Genomic DNA, 18,534 nt, shown 5'->3' with positions numbered 1-18,534 from the left:
GCTCCACTTAGGAGGAATTTAAAATGAATGCAGTCAAAATTATCATGCCAACTGATGGTTTCCACGTCCTTGCGGCCAAGCAGATCAGCGGAGCGGCCTCTGCTTTCCAGTCCGAAATTCGTATCATATGGGAAGAAAAAAACATCATTTCCGATGCCAAAAGTATACTGGGCATTATGGCGATGGAGATCAAGAAGGGAACCTCGCTGACACTCACCTTTGACGGACCGGACGAGGAACAAGCGATGGAGTTGTTAATATTATGGTTTGAACATAATGCTAATAACTAAAACAGATTCTATGCATCTGAACTAATTCCCAATATCCAAACAAGAGCTCTTCAGCATCCGAGGAAGAAATTGAACTTACGGGACACTATAGCTTAATAAAACTAAAACGTGGCTGCCGGCATAGATCGGCAGCCGCGTCTCGTTAACGGGCAATTTAGTTACAAAAGGCAGGTTATAACGATCTAAATTAGCTAGTGCAAAACACCGTTCACGTTTTCGAAAAACTACCCTTCCTCTAACCTACAAGTAGATATACTAGGCTTGTAACCACGTTACAAATAACTTTTTACGGAGAGATTTTCAATGAATTTGAAATCACTAGCAATCGGCGCGGTAGCATTAGGACTATTAACAGGAGGAGGATATTTAACTACTGCATATGCATCTTCAAATGATAGTGTAAAAAGTGAAGTACAATTGGCAAAGGTTGATATCAAAACATTTGGGCCTGGGGAAATGCCGGAGATTCCAGCAGGAGCAACTGAAATGGAAAAAACAAAGCTAGACCTGGAAACAGCAAAGGTCGATGTTAAAACATTTAGCGGTCAAGCGCAGTCCGGTTGAACCCGGGCTTTTTTTTATTTCCGATCGAGTTGCACAACTGAGAGCAGCACGGCACCCGCTAACCCGGCATCGGAAGGGGGAAGGGCTTAAGGAACTGGTCATTTCGGTTAAGGTCATTTGGTAGATGGTTACGATATTACATTAGTTCTACCGGAATTGTGATAGATCTTTCAGGCGGATTAGCCGGGCGCCGAGGCTAATGCAACCAGTCAAAAGAAACAGAAAGAAAGTATTAGCCCGAGTAGTTAGTTAACGTTGAATTAATTATTGAGGAGATAGCAAAAGAAGCCGGTGTCAGAGCTAATAATAATAAAGTTACGCCACATAAGCTGCGACATACTTGCGCAACTGTGCTTTATAATGACGGTGAGGGTGCCGATCTACTAGGTCACACAGACCCTAAAACAGATACGATCTATACAAAAGTGAACATAGAGAAAATGCGAAAAATAGTTACATCGAATCCATTAGAGTTAACATGAAAAAATTATGACATGTTCGTGTCACATGAATTTTATAAGGTGATGTTTGTGTCACAGATTACATTAGTGTTCTGGAGTGTGACAGGGTAAGTTTGTGTCATTAGACAGACAATCTGGAAGGATGCCGGATTGCTTTCACTGGTCGAGGTGGGCATTTTATTATCAGTTAATCGATTTATCCGATTACCGCTTAATCCTATTATATCGTGGCTTTACTCTAAAATGAGTATACGTACAGGTTTGTTTATTTCACTTGCGATAGCAGGAATAACAACCTTGTTTGGTTGGGCACAGGGGTTTGTTTTTTGGCTGATCTTAAGATGTATTTGGGGGATAGCTTGGTCCATTCTTCGATTAGGTGCATATTACACAATTGTTGAGGTATCAACCAACGATAACCGCGGGCAGAATATGGGCTCTTTTAATGGACTATCTAGGATTGGCGGTTTAGTGGGGATGCTCGGAGGAGGATTTTTTATTGAGTGGTTTGGTATTCGGAATGTAACACTTGTATTCGGGTTATTAGCTCTTGTAGCGCTACCTTTGATTTTACGTATACCCAAAGCCGAATCTCAAGAATCTAAAAATGGGAACTCCCTGAACAGCTTAACAACGTTGATCAAAAATCCATTGTTATTAAAACTACTATTAACCGTATTTCTTGTCATGCTTTGTCTAGAAGGAATGATAAGCGCCACGCTTAGTCATCTCATTGATGTTCGTGGAGTGACTATTGATATTAAGGGTGTCATTCTAAGTGCCGCTATATTGGCCAGCCTGATTCAAGCTAGCCGATTAATAATTGGTGTCTTTATTTCCCCATGGATAGGGAAAAAATCTGATGGGGAGTGGGGGAGAAGACGCATATTAATTGTTGGGTTACTGTTGGCGACTTTATTTGTCGTACTGACGCAGCTCAACATTCCTGATTATCTATGGTTGATTAACTTAAAAGCAACACTTCTTACTACATCCATATTAATCGTCTTACTCAATTCGTTTGCTTCGGATTTAGCTGAGGAGAGATTAAAAGCAGCGACGATTACGCTCTATGTCATTATCTCTGATATTGGAGCTGCCTTTGGTCCTGTTTTGGGTTACTTATCTGAGCAAGCATTTGGTTTAGTAACAACATACTTAATATCAGCAGCAATATTATTGGTTTTATCATTACAATGGATACTATTAAATGTGACCAAGAAGAGCATATCAAGATCATGAGATTTTGGAAGATTTAGAGTATGGCCGAACCATCTTGTCCCAGTAATTAGTAATATGCTAAAATAGATGAGAGCCGTAAGGGAATGCACCCCCGGCTCTTATTATTTATTTTAGAGAATGAACGTTGGCCTATTATTGACCTTTATTAGGATCATCTCGATGAAATGAGATGATCTTTTTATGTTGTGTAGTTTCTCATTGAAATAGAGGGAATACATTATAAATATTGAATTATTAACTATGAATGGATTGGATTAATCAGGAGAGTGCACAATGGATGAAAAATTAATAAAACTTGCCGGCTCGGATATGAGAAATGCAATGAAAGAGGAAATTAAACAAAATCAACGGATTATTGATGAAAACTTGATAAAAAGAAATAGCCCAAGGTATCTCAAAGAAGCTGTCTTCTATGCAATTGCACGTAATACTTCCATAAACCACTTTCTTCGGTTAGATGAGCCTACGCCACTAAGACTAAAAGACAGTAACGAAATTTCTGCTGAATTTAATAGTCTGATGTATAAGGTAGGTGCAGTAAAGTACCCTTTAGAAGTTAAAAGAAAAGCTGAGTATGATTTGTTTTACGATTATACTCATGTTGATTATAAAAAAAGAAGACACTTTATTGATAAAGAGCTTCCGATCAGACCTAAAACTATAGAAGTTCTTGAACTGGGTATTAACGCTCTCGGATTTTGTTTTATCATTATTTTTCGATTCTGGAATATGTTGTCGGATGACAAAAACATATATGCTTAAAAGTCGCGTAGCAGCGGCTTTTTTATTTTAACGATTTAAGTTCTTGGCACAAGTCAGTGACAAGAACTTATATCGTTTCCCGCTAATTGAGGATCTTTCTCAAGACGCAAAGAGAGCGATGTGAATTAAGCGTAGAAAACGCGAAACGCGACGTCTAGGCAGTAACGCAGGTGACTTGTAGAAAGGGGTAGTGCCAGCGTAGCTGACATTATCTAAACGAGCTCGTAAAAATCCCTTGAAATATAAGGCTTTGCACATTGATTACATGTAATCAATGTATTCTTGTGGGAGCATCACAAAAAGTAGGCCATAATTGGAACAATACAGTGGCCTGCTATTTTCTGTCATTCAACTATAGTTTCTCCTTTAGTTGAATGAATTGAACTCAAATCGAAGGATTAGCAAATTTTTATTTAACCAGAACCCCCTAACTCCATAATAGTGAATCGCGGCGATTAATATCCACTGTCGTATTTTGCGATATTTTGTCTTTGAGCCCACGGAAATAGTCCTGTTTATTAAAAAAACCATTATTATAGGTATTTTTAACTATTTTTATAAATTCATGTAACTTATGACTAATTTTAGGCGTATATTATATTGAGTGGAAAAATGTAGAAGATGGTAGGTGTTGCTTAGAGACTTTAGACGATTCTAGTTCTATTGTTGTTTGAACGTAAACAAGTTTCGAAAACTATTTTGTTTAGAAATGAGCCATTTGAAAAAAAGCACTACTAATTGCAATGTCGGTATTTATTCGGTAGCATTATCCGCCCTTTCCGTTATTCCTTTATATTATTTCGTTGATAATCTGGATTTATCTGTAAAAAAAATTAGGAGGAATTATTCTATGAATGTTTTTTCTCGCGCTCTGTTAAGAACAGGTGGAGTATTGGCGCTCGTATGCGTATTGGGTTTGTCTTTAACGAACGGTAGTGCTTTTGCTCAAAAAAAGGTGGATGAGAGATACTCAATCGTTGTAATAAATGGAAAAGAGGTTATTCGTGACTCGGTTGATAAAGTATACATATCTAGCCCTGTTTTAGCGGATGGTACTCAACTGACTTTACAAAATTATAAGAATATCCTTGAAGAATCCGATTTTATCCAGGAAAAAGTGGAGAGAGAAAAAGCAAACGCACCTATAAGTAGACAAGATGAATCACCAACTCAGGACTATTCACCTTCCGCTATTTACCAGTATTATTCTTACGATGAAGATTTAGGTTGGCAGGCAACTGGATCTAAAGTGCAAGTTTCAGCGTGGGTGGATTGTCCATCGGGAACAACCGCATGTACGATTCAATCTACGAATCAGAAGACGATCTCTCACTCATTTTCAACAAATGTTGAAAGTGGCTGGAAGGAAACCATTCGTGTTGGTGCCACTTATCAATTCCAATATCAATTGGCCACTTCAACCTCTTACACATTACCTATAGAACCAGGAAAAACCGGTTATATGTCATTTAGACCTTGGATTAATTACACTCGCGGCTATGTAACCACAAGCACTTATCGCGACGGTTGGTTTGTTAGTGAATCAAAGAGTGGTATGGTTTTTGCAAATGGACCAGATAAGCTATCGAGCGGTGAGGCCAATGGTATTTATGCAATTGAATACCCGTATAATTAAAGTGTAAAATGTAACTAATAAAAAAGGTTTACACAGCGTTGTTTGTGTAGACCTTTTTTTGGGAATGGAGGATTACATAATGATTCAATCATTGAGATGGGTGTTAATCACTTCAGGAATCTTCTTAGTAGGACTAGCGGGACTAGAAAAAATAATTTTATTTTCAGCAGTTTTTAATAAGACTCACGCGATGGATAAAGACGCAATATTGATTAATATCCCTAAATATTTTTGGAACATAACTAACTATACAGGTTACTTCGGTATCATAATGCTAGTAGCTGGAATTGCAATTGTTGTATATTCAAAAGTTAAAGATATTAAGCACTAATTGCCAGCTGAAGTCCCCTATCTGTTTACGGCATCTGTCTCTCTGAATATGGTAAAGACATACCGCGCTCCACAATGGCTTTCGTTTCGCGTATTTCATTTTCGAATTGCGGTATGAATTCAGGTGTTGTACAAAAATTCCGACAAGACAAGCAAGGATTAGCTTGAGTCGGACAGGGCTGCTTAATTGGTTTCATGCAGTACCCAAGTTCCATTTTCACAGCGTCCAGATTGTGCCTAATGTATTCCCATTCAATAACATCTTCATTTTCAATTTCGGACAGTTCAATTTTAATCGGTTTTCTGCTAGATGGGTCAATCCTAAAGATACCTTGCCTGGTTGCTTCTTCCCAAGATTTTCTCTTTGTTGTGTCCAAGATTTTGGCATACCTCAACGTCATTTCTGGTGAAGCATGGGCCATCCATTTTTGAACATGAAGTATATTCATCCCATTATTTATTAGTTCTACGCCTTTGGTCCAGCATTTATCTCCCGACGTAATTCTTCCGAATGCAAATATTCACAAAGGAAAAGTTCTATTTCAATTTACAAATTCGGAACTTTAATAATAATTCTATTTAGGGTTACCGCCAACAAACGCGAAAACCGCACACTAAGCAATTCAGTAAAATAAAAAGCCGGAAATTCCGTACGACATCTGAACTTTCATCGCTCAGGCTCAATCATATTGAATATCTCCAAGACTTCAATCGGTGTTTTTTTTATTTTTCGTTTTTAATCCTGACATCCATGATGTCAGGATTAAAATGTTATGCTTTCAAACAGATGGGCCGATAAATCGTGGAAGGAGAGGAGTGAAAAGATGAAACTAGATCGCATGCTCGGAATTACGATGGAACTACTAACAAGAAGAAGAGTGACGGCAACAGAATTAGCAGCTAGATTTGAGGTTTCCATTCGTACGATTTATCGTGATGTAGATCTGATCAATCAAGCGGGCATACCCGTTGCTTCGTTTACGGGTACTGACGGCGGTTTTGAACTAATGAACGGATTCTTCTTAACGAAACAGCACTTCTCTGTTGATGATTTTTCGGTCATCTACAATCTTCTTAAGGGCATGAAAGGAGCGATGGGGGGCCAGTCCGTTTTATTAATGCAGAAGCTTTCTAGTCTGCAGCCTGCTCTGTTGAATGGGGGATATCACGATAAGATCGTATTTGATATGAGTACATCGGAACGTGAGAAGGAGATTGTTCATCCGCTTCTTCATCCGATCAATCGGCCCCGAATCATTGCATTTTCTTACACAAGTGCAACAGGCACCTTATCTCAAAGAAAGGTGGAGCCAATCAAGTTGTATTGGGAGCGCGGGGCATGGTATTTGGAAGGGTATTGCTTATCGTGTCAAGCGAAACGCTTCTTTCGAGTGTCTAGTAAAGGATACATGGAAGGAAAATGTCGGATGACAAGAACATATATCGTTTCCCGTAATTGAGGATCTTTCTCAAGACGCAAAGAGAACGATGTGAGTTAAGCGTAGAAAACTCGACGTCCAAGCAGTAACTTAGATGACTTGCGGGAACCGGTAAAGCCCTCAGAAACACCCTTGTATTTACAGCTATACCACATGTGGTTGACCACCGTCATGTGACGCCGTAGCACCGCGCGCTGTAGCGCACTCGTGCTCTTTTTGATGTTGCGGTGTAACAGGCGCCACAGCAGCAGCGGACCGGCGGGGAGCCGGATGTTCCTGGAAACAATAATGGGCTCCCCGGTGCCCAACGATAAGCGATATCGCACGCTCCAAAATAGCAGGCTACTTTCCGCCAAAAGTACAGGAGCGCGAGCAGATACTATTGACCTGGCAACTCCCCCAGGAGGCGCATATGGCTGCCTTTTGCTGTATAGAACCAAGGAAGACAGGACAAACCTTTCATTAAGGTATCCCGGCTGGCATGCGCCGCAGACAACCACACGAAAGGGGATAACAAATCATGCCTGAAGGCAGTTATGAAGACATTCTATATGCAGGGCTAGAGGCGACTACTGTTGCATTTGGAACCAGTTTTGGTGGGGTTCTTGGGGAGCGATCGCAGGGCAAATTGCTGGGGCTTTGTTTTCTGGAGGGCAAGAAGACAAGTTTGCTGCGTTTGGCAGGCAACTGCTTGAAAGTGTCAGGCAGGCCGTTAATGAGGCGTTTTTGCGGGATCACACCGGGAAAATTATTGGTCTAGGGGAGCAATTGCGTAATTACTTTAAGACAAATGATGAACAACTTTTGTACGGAATCGTGAATGACATCGTCCAAGAAATCAATGCAGTGTTCCGTTTCTCGCCTTCGGATGAGGCCTGCACAACGCTGGCTTATGGCGTTAATGTGTATCAGCTAACCTTGCGCGGCCTTGCAGGGTACAAAGAATCATATTATTCGGTAGCGGACACCTATGCGATACGACTCGCTGAGTTTTCTGCAGGGTTTATTAACCCAATCAAAGAAAGCATGCAAGCAGAGCCTGTAGACGTTATTTTTATAAGTAAGAAATCAGAGTCCATTTGCACAGTGAAAGAAGATCCATTTGGAAGGGAATCCTCCGAAAGTGGCGCTGAGTATAGTTTCTCATTAAGTTTTAAAAACACTATGGCAGTGCCCCATATTCTCGGATTTGCTCACTCATACAATGCATATACCACATGTGTCCCTTATCCCAAAGGTTCTTTTGGGCACTATAATTTTAATTGGAAACCAGATAGAAACTTCTTCAAAACAACAGAGGAGTACAAGCAAACCGAAGCCTTCCGAAAGCGTGTGTATGATGCGCGGCAAGAACAAGCGGGGTCTTCCAGCAACCTATGGATCGAGCGGTCAAGATCTGGAAAGAAGCCGCGGTTTCTATTCGATCCCATCAGCCTGTGAATGCCTAAAGACTTGCGCTTATAAATCTGCAGTACAGTAAGTCCATTACAGTTAGTCCTTCTTATCTAAGGGCGGTTTTCTTGTTTGAAAATTATCGAGCAAAGATGAGAAGAATGATGTCATGAAGATTTATCGAAGGAGAGGAGATATGTTCTTGTCACAACAGAAATTTATTGCTTTGCGGAAATCTTGCATTTCATAGATGAGAATTTGCACTCGTGGGAATTGGCCTTAATATCTCAAACTTTCTTTAAGAGGTTAGGTTGCTAAAAATTTTCGCATGCACAAACGAAAAGTAACTAGCTTTTGATTGCCCTATTTTATTATTCAGAACGTATAGTAAATGCCTGAAACCACTATTAAAGCGAAATAAGCAACAGTAAACGCCCATTTTATTTCCCTCTTTAACATATAAGGCACTACAGTTATAGACATTTATCCCTTTGTGCCACAATACATAATCCTATAAAATGATTTTTGTTATAGTGTATTATCGTGAGAGGTGTTTACCTCTAATCTCCATTCACCTACACTAGAAGTATGCTGACACTATGGGGTGTACACAATGAGCGAAACGGTACTAATAAGAATAGGGGAAATAATTAAAGAATTGCGGAAATCTAAAGGAATGACGCAGGAAGAGCTTGCAGAGCTAATGGCTACAGCTCCGCAATACGTAAGTGCATTAGAGCGCGGGGAAAAAAATGTAACCATTAATACATTGGTCAAAGCCGCTGAAGCATTAAATATAGATTTATTCGACATGCTTTGTTTAGGAAAAGGCGACCCCGCGAAAATTTTAGATCTGAGTGCTATTATTTTACATAAGCCAGAAACGGAGAAAGAGAAGTTAATAAGCATCTTTAAATCCATTTCCAGTTTATAAATAGCCATGCTCCAAAAGAACTTTCGTGCTAACTTTTGCTAGAAGGGTAACGGACAAGAACAAGTTCTGGTTATCGAATAGACAATCGTCTAATGATTTTCGTGCCTGATATAAAAAAGGAGCAATTGCCCTAGGGCAAACTGCTCCTTTTTTATTGCTTCTTGTCTACAACGAATTTGGATAAAGGTCGCGATTTGTAGACACAATCAGGATAAAACAAGGTTTGGTTAATTGAAATAGAATAATTCATTCTATTTCATGGCGCTTTAATTAAAATTTTTTTATGATTGGTATATATTAATGAGAAGGAGTGAATCAATTGAAATCCTCATTATATTATCATCCACAGCGCGTAATTGTAAAAGACTCAGCTATAATCCTGAACTCAGCACATTATATGCCTATAAAACATTTTGTAGGGCTTTTAGAAGAAAAGGTACCCCAATGTATTCATGACCTAAAAAACTTAACTGTTCAATACTCCATTGCTACTGAATGGTCCTTAGAAAAAGGGCTGACAGGTCTAGAAGATCCTTCACTCTGGGAGATTGTAAATCAATCTGACGAAAACAACAGTTTTGCGGGTTACCTTCCGTTGAAAAAAGGACTAATAGAATGGATTAATAAATATAAACTATTTAGTTCTACTGGATTTTATTTATCATTAGCTCTATGGTCTGTGGAAGTTTACTACAAGCAATGTTTAGAAACAGAACGAGAAAAAAGAATTGCACACATGAAAAAAACTTGTGAAGAGTTAGAAATCTCTGAAGCACAATATTGGGTTTCCTTTCCATATGAGCCTAATAAAGAAGTTTTATCACTTAGTAAAGAAATTGTATATGCAAATGAAAGAGACACAGAAGCGCTATACGAAAGTACTGAAAATATCACAGAATTCGATGACCTATTTTTTGATCAAAATTTTCCTTTTATATTTGCACCAAATCAGCTTTACTTAATCTTGAACGGGGATCCTTCAATTGATGATTTTGAAGATCTTAAGCCGCATTCCAAAAATGAAGAGGACTATAAACCAAACCCTGCAAATTCATTTAGTGGATATGGATGGGATCCTAGAGAAGATTCTTGGAGAGAGTATGAAAAGAGAATAGATTGCTGGTATGAAAAATATAAACATATGTACAAGGAACGCACTGAGTCCATCCTTTATGAAAATGGCTATGTGCGCAGTAAAGCTAAACGAAATATCGAGCATTATAGTTGGTTAGTATACTATCAAATACTAGGTTGGAGTCTCAAAGATATAGCTAACCATTGGAGTGAAAAAAATGAAAGTGCATTTAGTGAAGATACCATCTGGAAAGGTTTAAAGAGTGCTGCTGAGATAGTATATATTAATCTTAGGTAATTTATATACTATTGGTTTTCAAATTTAAAAAGGTTCTCTTATTACACATTTCGTGGATGACTAAGAAATATTGTTCAAAACCCTTAAAAGCCGTGATTTTTGCGGCTTTTAAGGGTTTTTTCAAGAGAAAGCTAACAGAGGAGTAATAGTAGTTATTAAAAGAAGGGTCATTCGCTTAGGTGTTAATATTGACATGAGAATCTGCGAATTTTTCGATCAATTTTGACACTTTTGCCAATAACGTTGCCACAAGTTTAACGATTAATTATTGTCTTAAATGCACATTTGTATTTGATCCAGAAAAATAGAGTTGTTAGATACTGCGCTTGCATCATCCCAGATAGCTATAAAGAGATCGCGATTCAATCGGTAAAAGCTGCAGGAGCTACGATCTGTGGGGTAGATATGATGATCGATGATATAGACGTTGAGGCAACAGAATCCAATTATAGTATCATTGAGATTAATTTTAATCCTGCCATTCATATTCATTGCTATCCTTACACAGGCAAGAACCGAAATGCAAATGAAAAAGTCTTGGATTTGTTGTTTGGCTAAAGTGCAAATGGGGTATCATTGGAATTTGATAATAAAAACAGAATTTATTCTTATCTTAAAAGAGACCTTGGATTCACCAAAGAAATTAACGCTCTTTCATTTTGGAATCACAATGGGTGGAGTCCCAAAGTAACTTATCATTACATGAATTTTAAAAAATTTTGATTGAACTAACGAGAGACGATAGCTTAATACAACGGGACATCTGTTGCATGAGCAGTTGTCCCGCTCTTCAATTCGAGTATGTTCTTATAGGAGCATGCATTCTACGGTATCAAAATGGGCATAGGCCATCGAAGTGTCACAAAATAGAAGAGAAAGTTAAGATTATTCATGGTGAACCTAGCACAATTTTTCGGAAAATCTCGCAGCAGGCTTGTAAAGGTGTATTGCTGGGCAGGGGTTGGGGAAGGGCTACGCTTGGCGGAAAAGTCAGCGCCAACGGGCTTCTCGAGCATTTTCAGTTCACAGAACGACGGTAACTGAGTATCGTATGAAAAGAATTTGGGAGAATTATCTTGAAATGTGTAGCGTTACACGATACACTTAGTGTATTGAGTAATGCTACATTGTTAAGGGGTGTTGTGAAATGAGGAACAGTTTGGAAGCATCTGGTCATCCCGGTACATACGTCCGCCAGATGATCATTCCCTCGGATATGTCTGTGAAAGAAGCCGCCGAACGACTTGGTGTTGGAAGGCCGGCGCTGTCAAACTTCCTTAATGGGAAGTCATCGCTGTCTCCCCAGATGGCAGTCAGGTTGGAAAAGGCATTTGGTGCTGACCGGAAGAAGCTGCTCGAAATGCAGGCTTCTTACGACCGGAAGATACGAGTAACTACTGACAAAGAAATAACGGTACGTGCCTTTGTTCCAGTTTTCCTGACCATTAAGGCAAGGCAGATTGAGGACTGGGTCGATAGCCAGATCGACGCTCGGCATCACTTTCCTGTGTTGTTGCGTAAATTGGTGCACTCCACCAGCAATGGTCTTCGTCAGATAGACTTCCCTGGCTACGATAACGCTCAGCGTAAAGGTAACGATGGTTACGTAGAATCGAGTGTTGCTACCCCTTGGGTTCCTGAGGGGAGTTCTTATTGGGAGTTTGGAACCGACAAGAATCCGGGAGGCAAGGCAGAGAGTGATTATACTGCACGGTTAAAATCAGTCGATCCCTCTGTACGCGCCAACAGCACATTTGTTTTCGTAACACCTCGTAACTGGCATGCTAAGAAAACCTGGGAGGAGCGGAAGAACAAGTCTGGCGACTGGAAAGTTGTCAGAGCTCTTGATGCTAGCGATCTCGAACAGTGGCTTGAACAGTCTGTGCCTGCGCAAGTCTGGCTCGCAGAACAACTCGCTATGCCGGTGAAAGGTTTCGAAACATTGGAACAGGCATGGAGCCGATGGGCAAATGCCAGCGAGCCCCCTCTAACATCCGAATTTTTTTCTCCTTCGATTACGGCAAGCCGAGACACGTTCAAAACGTGGCTTAATAAGCCGAACAATAGACCGCTAGTCGTCACAGCGGACTCGAGTGATGAGGCGCTTGCTTTTCTGGCGTGTCTGTTCGATGATTCAGAGTTCTGCCAATTCAAGGATCAAGCCGCGATTTTCACATCACCAGAGGCGCTTAGGACGCTAATTGCGTCATTTGTACCTTTCATCCCGATTGTTTATTCCGAAAACGTCGAACGAGAATTAGTCGACGCCCATCGCCGGCTTCATTGCATCGTATTCCGACCACGTAATGCTGCAGATACAGAAGCCGATATAAAGCTTGATCTTTTAAACCATGAAGCCTTTAAGAATGCACTCACCTCAATGAAAATCGAAGAAGGTGATATTGACAGGTTAGAGAGGGAATCAGGCCGTTCCCCGACGATTTTGCGCCGTCGTCTCTCTCAAAATACAGCGATCCGGACACCGGTTTGGGCCTGCGATGACAACAGGACAGAGGCAATCGTGCCAATGGCCCTGATTGGTGCTTGGCACGCAGGGACGGAGGCTGATCGCAAGATTGTCTCCAATATTGCAAATCGAGAGTATGATACGATTGAGCTCGACATTTCGCGTTTGCTACGACTTGACGATAGTCCGGTATGGTCTGCTGGACATTATCGGGGTGTGGCCTCGAAGATCGACGCGTTGTTTGCGATTGCCAGGATGGTGACACCAGCGGATATTAATCGGTTCTTCGTCGCCGCTGAATACGTTCTTTCCGAGTTTAATCCGGCTCTTGAACTACCGGAAAAAAACAGGTGGGCCGCTGCCCTTTACGACAAAACACGTGATCACTCTAGTGCGTTACGAACTGGTATCTGTGAGACGCTTGTCATTCTGTCGGTACATGGAAACAACTTGTTCCAGAGTCGTCTTGGTATTGATGTCAAAGGTCGGGTCGCAGTGCTTATCCGCAGACTCCTAACGCCGTTAACGCTTGAAAAGCTGCTTTCTCACGACCGCGACCTACCACGCTACGCAGAAGCCGCGCCTGACGAATTTATCAAGATAGTTGAGGAGGATCTAAGGACCGATAATCCTATTGTCTTCGGTCTTCTCAAGCCGGTTGATAGTAGCTTGTTCGGGGTATCACCATCGCGCACTGGCCTCCTCTGGGGACTAGAGTGTCTTGCCTGGAAACCACAAAATCTCCCGTTTGTGTCGGCGATACTAGCCCGGCTCTCCCGTCTAAAAATTGACGATAACTGGGCGAATAAGCCAGATGCTAGCCTGCAAGCTATCTTCAGGTCGTGGATGCCACAAACGGCAGCTTCAGTGGAGCAAAGGATTAAGGTATTAGAGATGATCACCAAGCGTTTCCCAGATGTCGGCTGGGAGATTTGTATCGAACAAATTAAGCCGGGGTCTAGAATTGGCCATTATAGTTATAAACCCAGTTGGCGTGGCGACGCTTCCGGGGCTGGACAGATTGTCAACCGCAAGGAGATGTACGATTTCAATCGAAAGGCGCTGGATCTCCTCATTGCGTGGCCGTCTCACGACGAAAAGACACTTGGAGATTTGGTTGAGTCTCTGGAGGGCATACCTGAAGAGGACCAGAATAAGATTTGGGATTTAATAGATGAATGGTCTCAGAGCGCTGGTGAATCCGCCAAAGCGGAGCTACGCGAGCGTATCCGTCTGTTCGCATTTACCAGACGAAGCCGCCACCGGAAGCTGGGGAAAGCGACACGGGATCGTGCCCGTGAAGCCTACGAACGTCTTCAATCCGAAAATCCGGTCATTCGTCATGGTTGGCTGTTCGCTGAGCAATGGGTACAGGAGTCGATTGAAGAAATCGAAGAGGAGGATTTCGATTATCGGAAGCGCGAAGAGCGAATTGACAGGCTACGCCAAGAAGCTATAAAGGAGATATGGACTAAGCTCGGTTTTCAGGGAATCAAGGAGTTGATTGCCTGCAGCGGTGCAGCCGGTGTTATTGGCCGTTACGCTTCATTGTGTGTTATCGGTCTTAAGACGCGGGTCGATTTTATTCAGCGTTGCCTTTCTCTTGAAGGGGACTCCCGGAGTAAAGCGGAATGGTGTGTGCAGGGCTTCCTGTCGGCAATTGGGGACGATTCGTGCGCTGAAGTGTTGCAGAAAGCAGCCGAAGAATTGATTGAAGAAGAGCGCATACGGTTGTTAATATGTGCACCGTTTCAGGCATCCACTTGGCGTCTCCTGGACGGATATGGTGAAGGTGTCCATGCTGGGTATTGGAAAAATGTGTTCCCGTCCTGGGGTCGGCATATGCCCGCCGAACTCACTGAGATGATCGATTGCCTTCTCGAGGCACAGCGCCCACGTGCTGCTTTCCATGCCGTTCACATGAATTTTAAGGATATTGAGACCTCTCGCCTTAAGCGACTTCTTCGCGATGTCGTCACAGTTGATGCAGAGCCTGCAGACCATTTCAAGTTAGACAGCCACTATATTTCTAAGGCGTTGAGTTCGCTTGATGGACGCTCTGACGTCACTAGAGAAGAAATGGCCCAGTTGGAATTTCTCTTCATTGGCGCGCTCGATGACAGCGAGCACGGAATTCCGAATCTTGAACGTCAGATCGCGGAATCGCCAGTGTTATTTGTACAGGCGGTGGCACTTGCCTATAAGCGGAGAGACGAAGGCGAGGATCCACAGGAGTGGAGGGTCCAGAATCCCGAACAGCGGGCGGCAGTCGCATTGGCAGCTCATCGTCTTCTCGATAGGATTACAATGATTCCTGGCACAGATGAAAACGGAAAAATCGACGCAGTGGCGCTTGCTTCATGGCTTGCCGAGGTTCGACGTATGTGCCGCGAATGCGGTCGTGCTGATATTGGTGATCAATGCCTTGGCCAATTACTTTCCAGGACTACAGTGACAGAAGACGGCTTATGGCCTTGTGAAGAGGTCTGCGAGGCTATGGAGGGTCTAGCGTCCCCGCAGATTGGCAAAGGGTTTTATATCGGAGTTCGTAATTCTCGTGGCGCACACTTTCGGGGTGAGGGAGGCGAACAGGAGCGCGAACTCGCTTCGAAATACCGCACGTTGGCTGAGAGAGTGTACTTTGACTATCCCTATGTTGGTAAGATTCTCGAGGATATCACAAAGTCGTACGAGCATGATGCAAAGTGGCAAGATTCCGAAGCAAATATCTCAAAAAGACTTCGTGATTGATTGAAATACGTTCATGACAGCTGTAAGGATGCTTCTTGGATTCGTAGCATGAAGAAGTGTGGTTGAAACAGTCGCATTATTGCGGCTGTTTTTGTTTTACCGAAACATCAATATTAACTCGGATCCCTTATGAACATGATAAAGGAAATTTAAGGAGAGATCCTTTGTCCGCAGCTTGCCAAATATAGGTATAGCCCTAATCAATTTCTTGGAGCTAATTTTTCGCCAGCAAAACACAAGTATTTGACGAAGCATTACGTGTATTAAGATCTGATGGCTGCGTTGCAATCTCAGATATTGTCACGACAACTGAATTACTGATAGAGAACAATAGTGGCCCTGAGGTGAAAGCTATGTTAAATCAAAGCGGATTTACAAATGTGGTTATTGAACCGAAGAATGAATCAAGATCATACATTCAAAATTGGATTTCCAGTGCGAATATACTCAAATACATTGTATCTGCATTTGTTCCAGGAATTAAATCATAGAAAATCCGCCATCTCTTATATTTTTAGACCTAAGATGGCGACATAGTATATGATTCCTTAACGGTAAGCAACGGAAAGAGACAATGGTTGCCTGTTGGAGGGGATTTTCTCATAGGGAATAGCCTAGACCCAATTGGAGCAAACCATTCGAAAACTCAAGTTTTAGTCCACAAAATCAGTAAGAAACTGATACTTTTCTGTTGCTTCAGTACTTCTGTAGGCCAATTGTTGTTTTGTCCTTACATAATTACTTTGTCGTTGATGTTCTAAACCAAAAGAATGCCTTAATTGGCGCGTCGTCAATCCAGGTTTCCCAAACTTTGTGGCATATTTAATAACCATTGATTGTATCCCTCTTTTGGTTATTCTTTTGCCAATTTTCTGTCCATTAGGAAGGCTTAGAAACAGCGCGGCTTCATTGTGATTAGGTCTATATGTCGTATCACGGATCTTTAAATAGTTCAATAAATCCGTTTTAGTTGATAGACTAAAAAAAACAGAATGGTTGCTTCTGATGCCTGACCACTGCCGGTTTATGTTGATTTGTTGATCATGTATTGAAATATCGCTCACGTTGAGATTGATGAGATCACTCACAAGTAATCCCGTTTTCAACATGAAATTAATAATGCAAATGTCACGAACTCCATTAATATCATAGTTCCATATGGCTTGGAGATTACTTCCATTTTCTGTGCGATATCGCGACCGTAAATAGTCAATAAAATCGTCGGATTCATTTGAAGCAAGTACTTTATTTTGTATGTCTCGAGCGGTTTCTATTGGACTACCCGTTCTTCTCTTTGTTATTTTCCGGAAAATGTTTTTGCTCAACAAAGGTTCTCCTGCATCATTTTCAGCTACATCATGAAGGTAATTAAATAGGGAACGAAGAGATTGTATTTTTCTCAGGATGGTTCGCTCCTTCATACTATTGATAAGAAGGTATTCTTCAAACTCTTGAATGTTTTCGGCTGTTAATACCTCTAATTGACCAATATCCATCTGGGTAATATAGTTCAAATTATCGGGAGATTTTATTTGTATAATCCAAGAAAAGAAAGACTCAAAATCCCTTGAATATTCAAGAAGAGAAGAAGGGGATAAGTTTGTATCCAATTTATAATGAATAAATTTATGTACAAACCATGGGAATGTCTCCATTCTGGTTTCCAATAAATGCAAGTCTTTTAGCTCCTGTATTTTCAATTTGATCACCTCTTTACTATGACTAACATTCAGCTATTACCGATTTGGACAAATAATATAACATCATTGCAGATCGTTAAATAGTGTGCGGGTATATGGAGCAAGAACAAATAAAGATCATCCTACGTTTATCAGCGCAGGATGATCTTTACTTTGTAAACAGTTCTTCAATTAAACGTTGGAGTTTCTTCAAATCGGATTCATTTAAGCTCATTAATGATTCATGAATTTCGTTTATCAGTTCTTCTTTTCCACTTTTTATAGTCCGTTTCAAATGACGACCATACAGAAATAGTTCTGAAAGAGGAACATCCAGTGATTGTGCAATCTTATCCAGATTAAGAAGAGAAATATTTTTCTGACCTCGTTCCAGCCCGCCTATATAGGAAAAATGAACACCAGCGAGTTCTCCAAGCTGTTCTTGAGAAAGATTTCTTTCTTTTCTCAAATCCCGTACACGTTGGCCGATTCGTTTCAGTACTGAATTATCCATGATTACACCTCTGTTTAAGTGTAATCAATGAAGTGATTTAGATACATGAACATATAGGTATTATTAATTTAATTTGATATTTATAAGTATCAATTTTGTTAGAGTGGTAATAATTATAGAGGAGGTGAGTGAGTTGAAAGAAATACATATGTGTTGTGGTATAGCAAATGTTACAAATGCAGGACTTCAGTTTAACGGCTTGTACTATTCCAATCCCACGTTAATCAAGTTAGATTGGTTTTTGCTTGCCGAAATGCAGGGGAGTTGGCCAATTCCCATTTTGTTCGATTTACTCGACAACAGACATATACTTTTACTCGATTTTGATCATTTTGAAGTAGCTACAACGATAGAAAAAGATGAACAACATTTGGATCCTGAGATTGTAGATGCATACCAACAAGCATTCCGGAATTTAAAAACACTATTATTTTGGCAGCGTCGGTATTGAATCCAACACATCGTTGAAAGGATGATCTAGTGCACATAGCAATTCGTATAACGTATAGCAGCTAATCCGATGTCTTCCCGTCTCAATATTAGCGAGGGAGGAGCGAGACAGCCTAAAAATGCTTGAAATTTCAACTTGGGTTTTGTTTCTCTGCTTACGAATGTTTTTAACATATTGCCCCAACCATTGATAAAACTCTTCTTCTTCCATGTTATCCCTCCTAATCTATTAGCCTTCTTCTATAAATCTA

15 protein-coding genes and 1 pseudogene are annotated in these 18,534 nt (G+C 41.0%); 13 read left to right on the top strand and 3 right to left on the bottom strand.

Annotation, left to right across the window (positions count from 1 at the left end; all coding sequences use genetic code 11):
- The first annotated feature begins 23 nt into the window (after positions 1–23).
- The 12 genes and pseudogenes from PCH01S_RS01440 (at position 24) to PCH01S_RS01385 (ending at position 15,640) form a co-directional block, all read left to right on the top strand.
- Positions 24–290 carry an HPr family phosphocarrier protein gene (locus PCH01S_RS01440; RefSeq protein WP_042226108.1) on the top strand — a complete coding sequence of 89 codons (267 nt, stop codon included), beginning with the start codon at positions 24–26 and terminating at the stop codon, positions 288–290.
- Between the two features lie 303 nt (positions 291–593).
- Entirely contained in the window at positions 594–854 is a 261-nt protein-coding gene (locus PCH01S_RS01435) for a hypothetical protein (protein ID WP_042226105.1), read from the top strand.
- Positions 855–1,117: 263 nt separating this feature from the next.
- A complete protein-coding gene (locus PCH01S_RS29490; protein ID WP_084706489.1) occupies positions 1,118–1,336 on the top strand; it encodes a tyrosine-type recombinase/integrase in 219 nt (72 codons plus the stop codon).
- Between the two features lie 129 nt (positions 1,337–1,465).
- A complete protein-coding gene (locus PCH01S_RS01430) occupies positions 1,466–2,557 on the top strand; it encodes an MFS transporter (RefSeq protein ID WP_164977137.1) in 1,092 nt (363 codons plus the stop codon).
- A gap of 273 nt (positions 2,558–2,830) precedes the next feature.
- Entirely contained in the window at positions 2,831–3,319 is a 489-nt protein-coding gene (locus PCH01S_RS01425; RefSeq protein WP_042226104.1) for a hypothetical protein, read from the top strand.
- A gap of 850 nt (positions 3,320–4,169) precedes the next feature.
- Entirely contained in the window at positions 4,170–4,955 is a 786-nt protein-coding gene (locus tag PCH01S_RS01420; protein WP_042226102.1) for a DUF6060 domain-containing protein, read from the top strand.
- Positions 4,956–5,034: 79 nt separating this feature from the next.
- Positions 5,035–5,286, top strand: a complete 252-nt coding sequence (locus tag PCH01S_RS01415; RefSeq protein ID WP_042226101.1) for a hypothetical protein — start codon at positions 5,035–5,037, stop codon at positions 5,284–5,286.
- A gap of 823 nt (positions 5,287–6,109) precedes the next feature.
- Positions 6,110–6,682, top strand: a pseudogene (locus PCH01S_RS01405) (helix-turn-helix transcriptional regulator); the annotation flags it as partial.
- A gap of 681 nt (positions 6,683–7,363) precedes the next feature.
- Positions 7,364–8,164 (top strand): hypothetical protein, encoded by an 801-nt coding sequence (locus PCH01S_RS01400; protein ID WP_042226097.1) that lies wholly within the window; start codon positions 7,364–7,366, stop codon positions 8,162–8,164.
- A gap of 565 nt (positions 8,165–8,729) precedes the next feature.
- Positions 8,730–9,050: a helix-turn-helix domain-containing protein gene (locus PCH01S_RS01395; protein WP_042226095.1), complete on the top strand. Its 321-nt coding sequence runs from the start codon at positions 8,730–8,732 to the stop codon at positions 9,048–9,050.
- Positions 9,051–9,369: 319 nt separating this feature from the next.
- Positions 9,370–10,422 (top strand): hypothetical protein, encoded by a 1,053-nt coding sequence (locus tag PCH01S_RS01390; RefSeq protein WP_042226093.1) that lies wholly within the window; start codon positions 9,370–9,372, stop codon positions 10,420–10,422.
- 1,147 nt (positions 10,423–11,569) lie between these two features.
- A complete protein-coding gene (locus tag PCH01S_RS01385) occupies positions 11,570–15,640 on the top strand; it encodes a HigA family addiction module antitoxin (RefSeq protein WP_053228608.1) in 4,071 nt (1,356 codons plus the stop codon).
- A 653-nt stretch (positions 15,641–16,293) separates the two neighbouring features.
- Here the strand turns inward: PCH01S_RS01385 and PCH01S_RS01380 are convergent.
- Together PCH01S_RS01380 and PCH01S_RS01375 are read right to left on the bottom strand one after the other, a co-directional pair.
- Positions 16,294–17,340, bottom strand: a complete 1,047-nt coding sequence (locus tag PCH01S_RS01380; protein ID WP_042226090.1) for a tyrosine-type recombinase/integrase — start codon at positions 17,338–17,340, stop codon at positions 16,294–16,296.
- A 148-nt stretch (positions 17,341–17,488) separates the two neighbouring features.
- The gene (locus tag PCH01S_RS01375) at positions 17,489–17,833 is read right to left on the bottom strand and encodes a helix-turn-helix domain-containing protein (protein WP_053228607.1); all 345 of its coding nucleotides are present in this window, start codon (positions 17,831–17,833) and stop codon (positions 17,489–17,491) included.
- 133 nt (positions 17,834–17,966) lie between these two features.
- On the opposite strand from PCH01S_RS01375, the gene PCH01S_RS01370 reads away from it, so the two are divergent.
- Positions 17,967–18,284: a hypothetical protein gene (locus tag PCH01S_RS01370; protein ID WP_042226085.1), complete on the top strand. Its 318-nt coding sequence runs from the start codon at positions 17,967–17,969 to the stop codon at positions 18,282–18,284.
- On the opposite strand, the gene PCH01S_RS29480 is transcribed toward PCH01S_RS01370, so the two are convergent.
- Complete coding sequence (locus PCH01S_RS29480; RefSeq protein ID WP_084706486.1) at positions 18,261–18,494, bottom strand: helix-turn-helix domain-containing protein; 234 nt, start codon at positions 18,492–18,494, stop codon at positions 18,261–18,263. The genes PCH01S_RS01370 and PCH01S_RS29480 overlap by 24 nt on opposite strands.
- Positions 18,495–18,534: the final 40 nt, after the last annotated feature.

Origin of the sequence: Paenibacillus chitinolyticus NBRC 15660 (assembly GCF_000739915.1) — a bacterium.
GTDB classification, from domain to species: Bacteria; Bacillota; Bacilli; order Paenibacillales; family NBRC-103111; genus Paenibacillus_F; species Paenibacillus_F chitinolyticus.
This window is presented reverse-complemented; position numbering and strand designations above follow the sequence as displayed.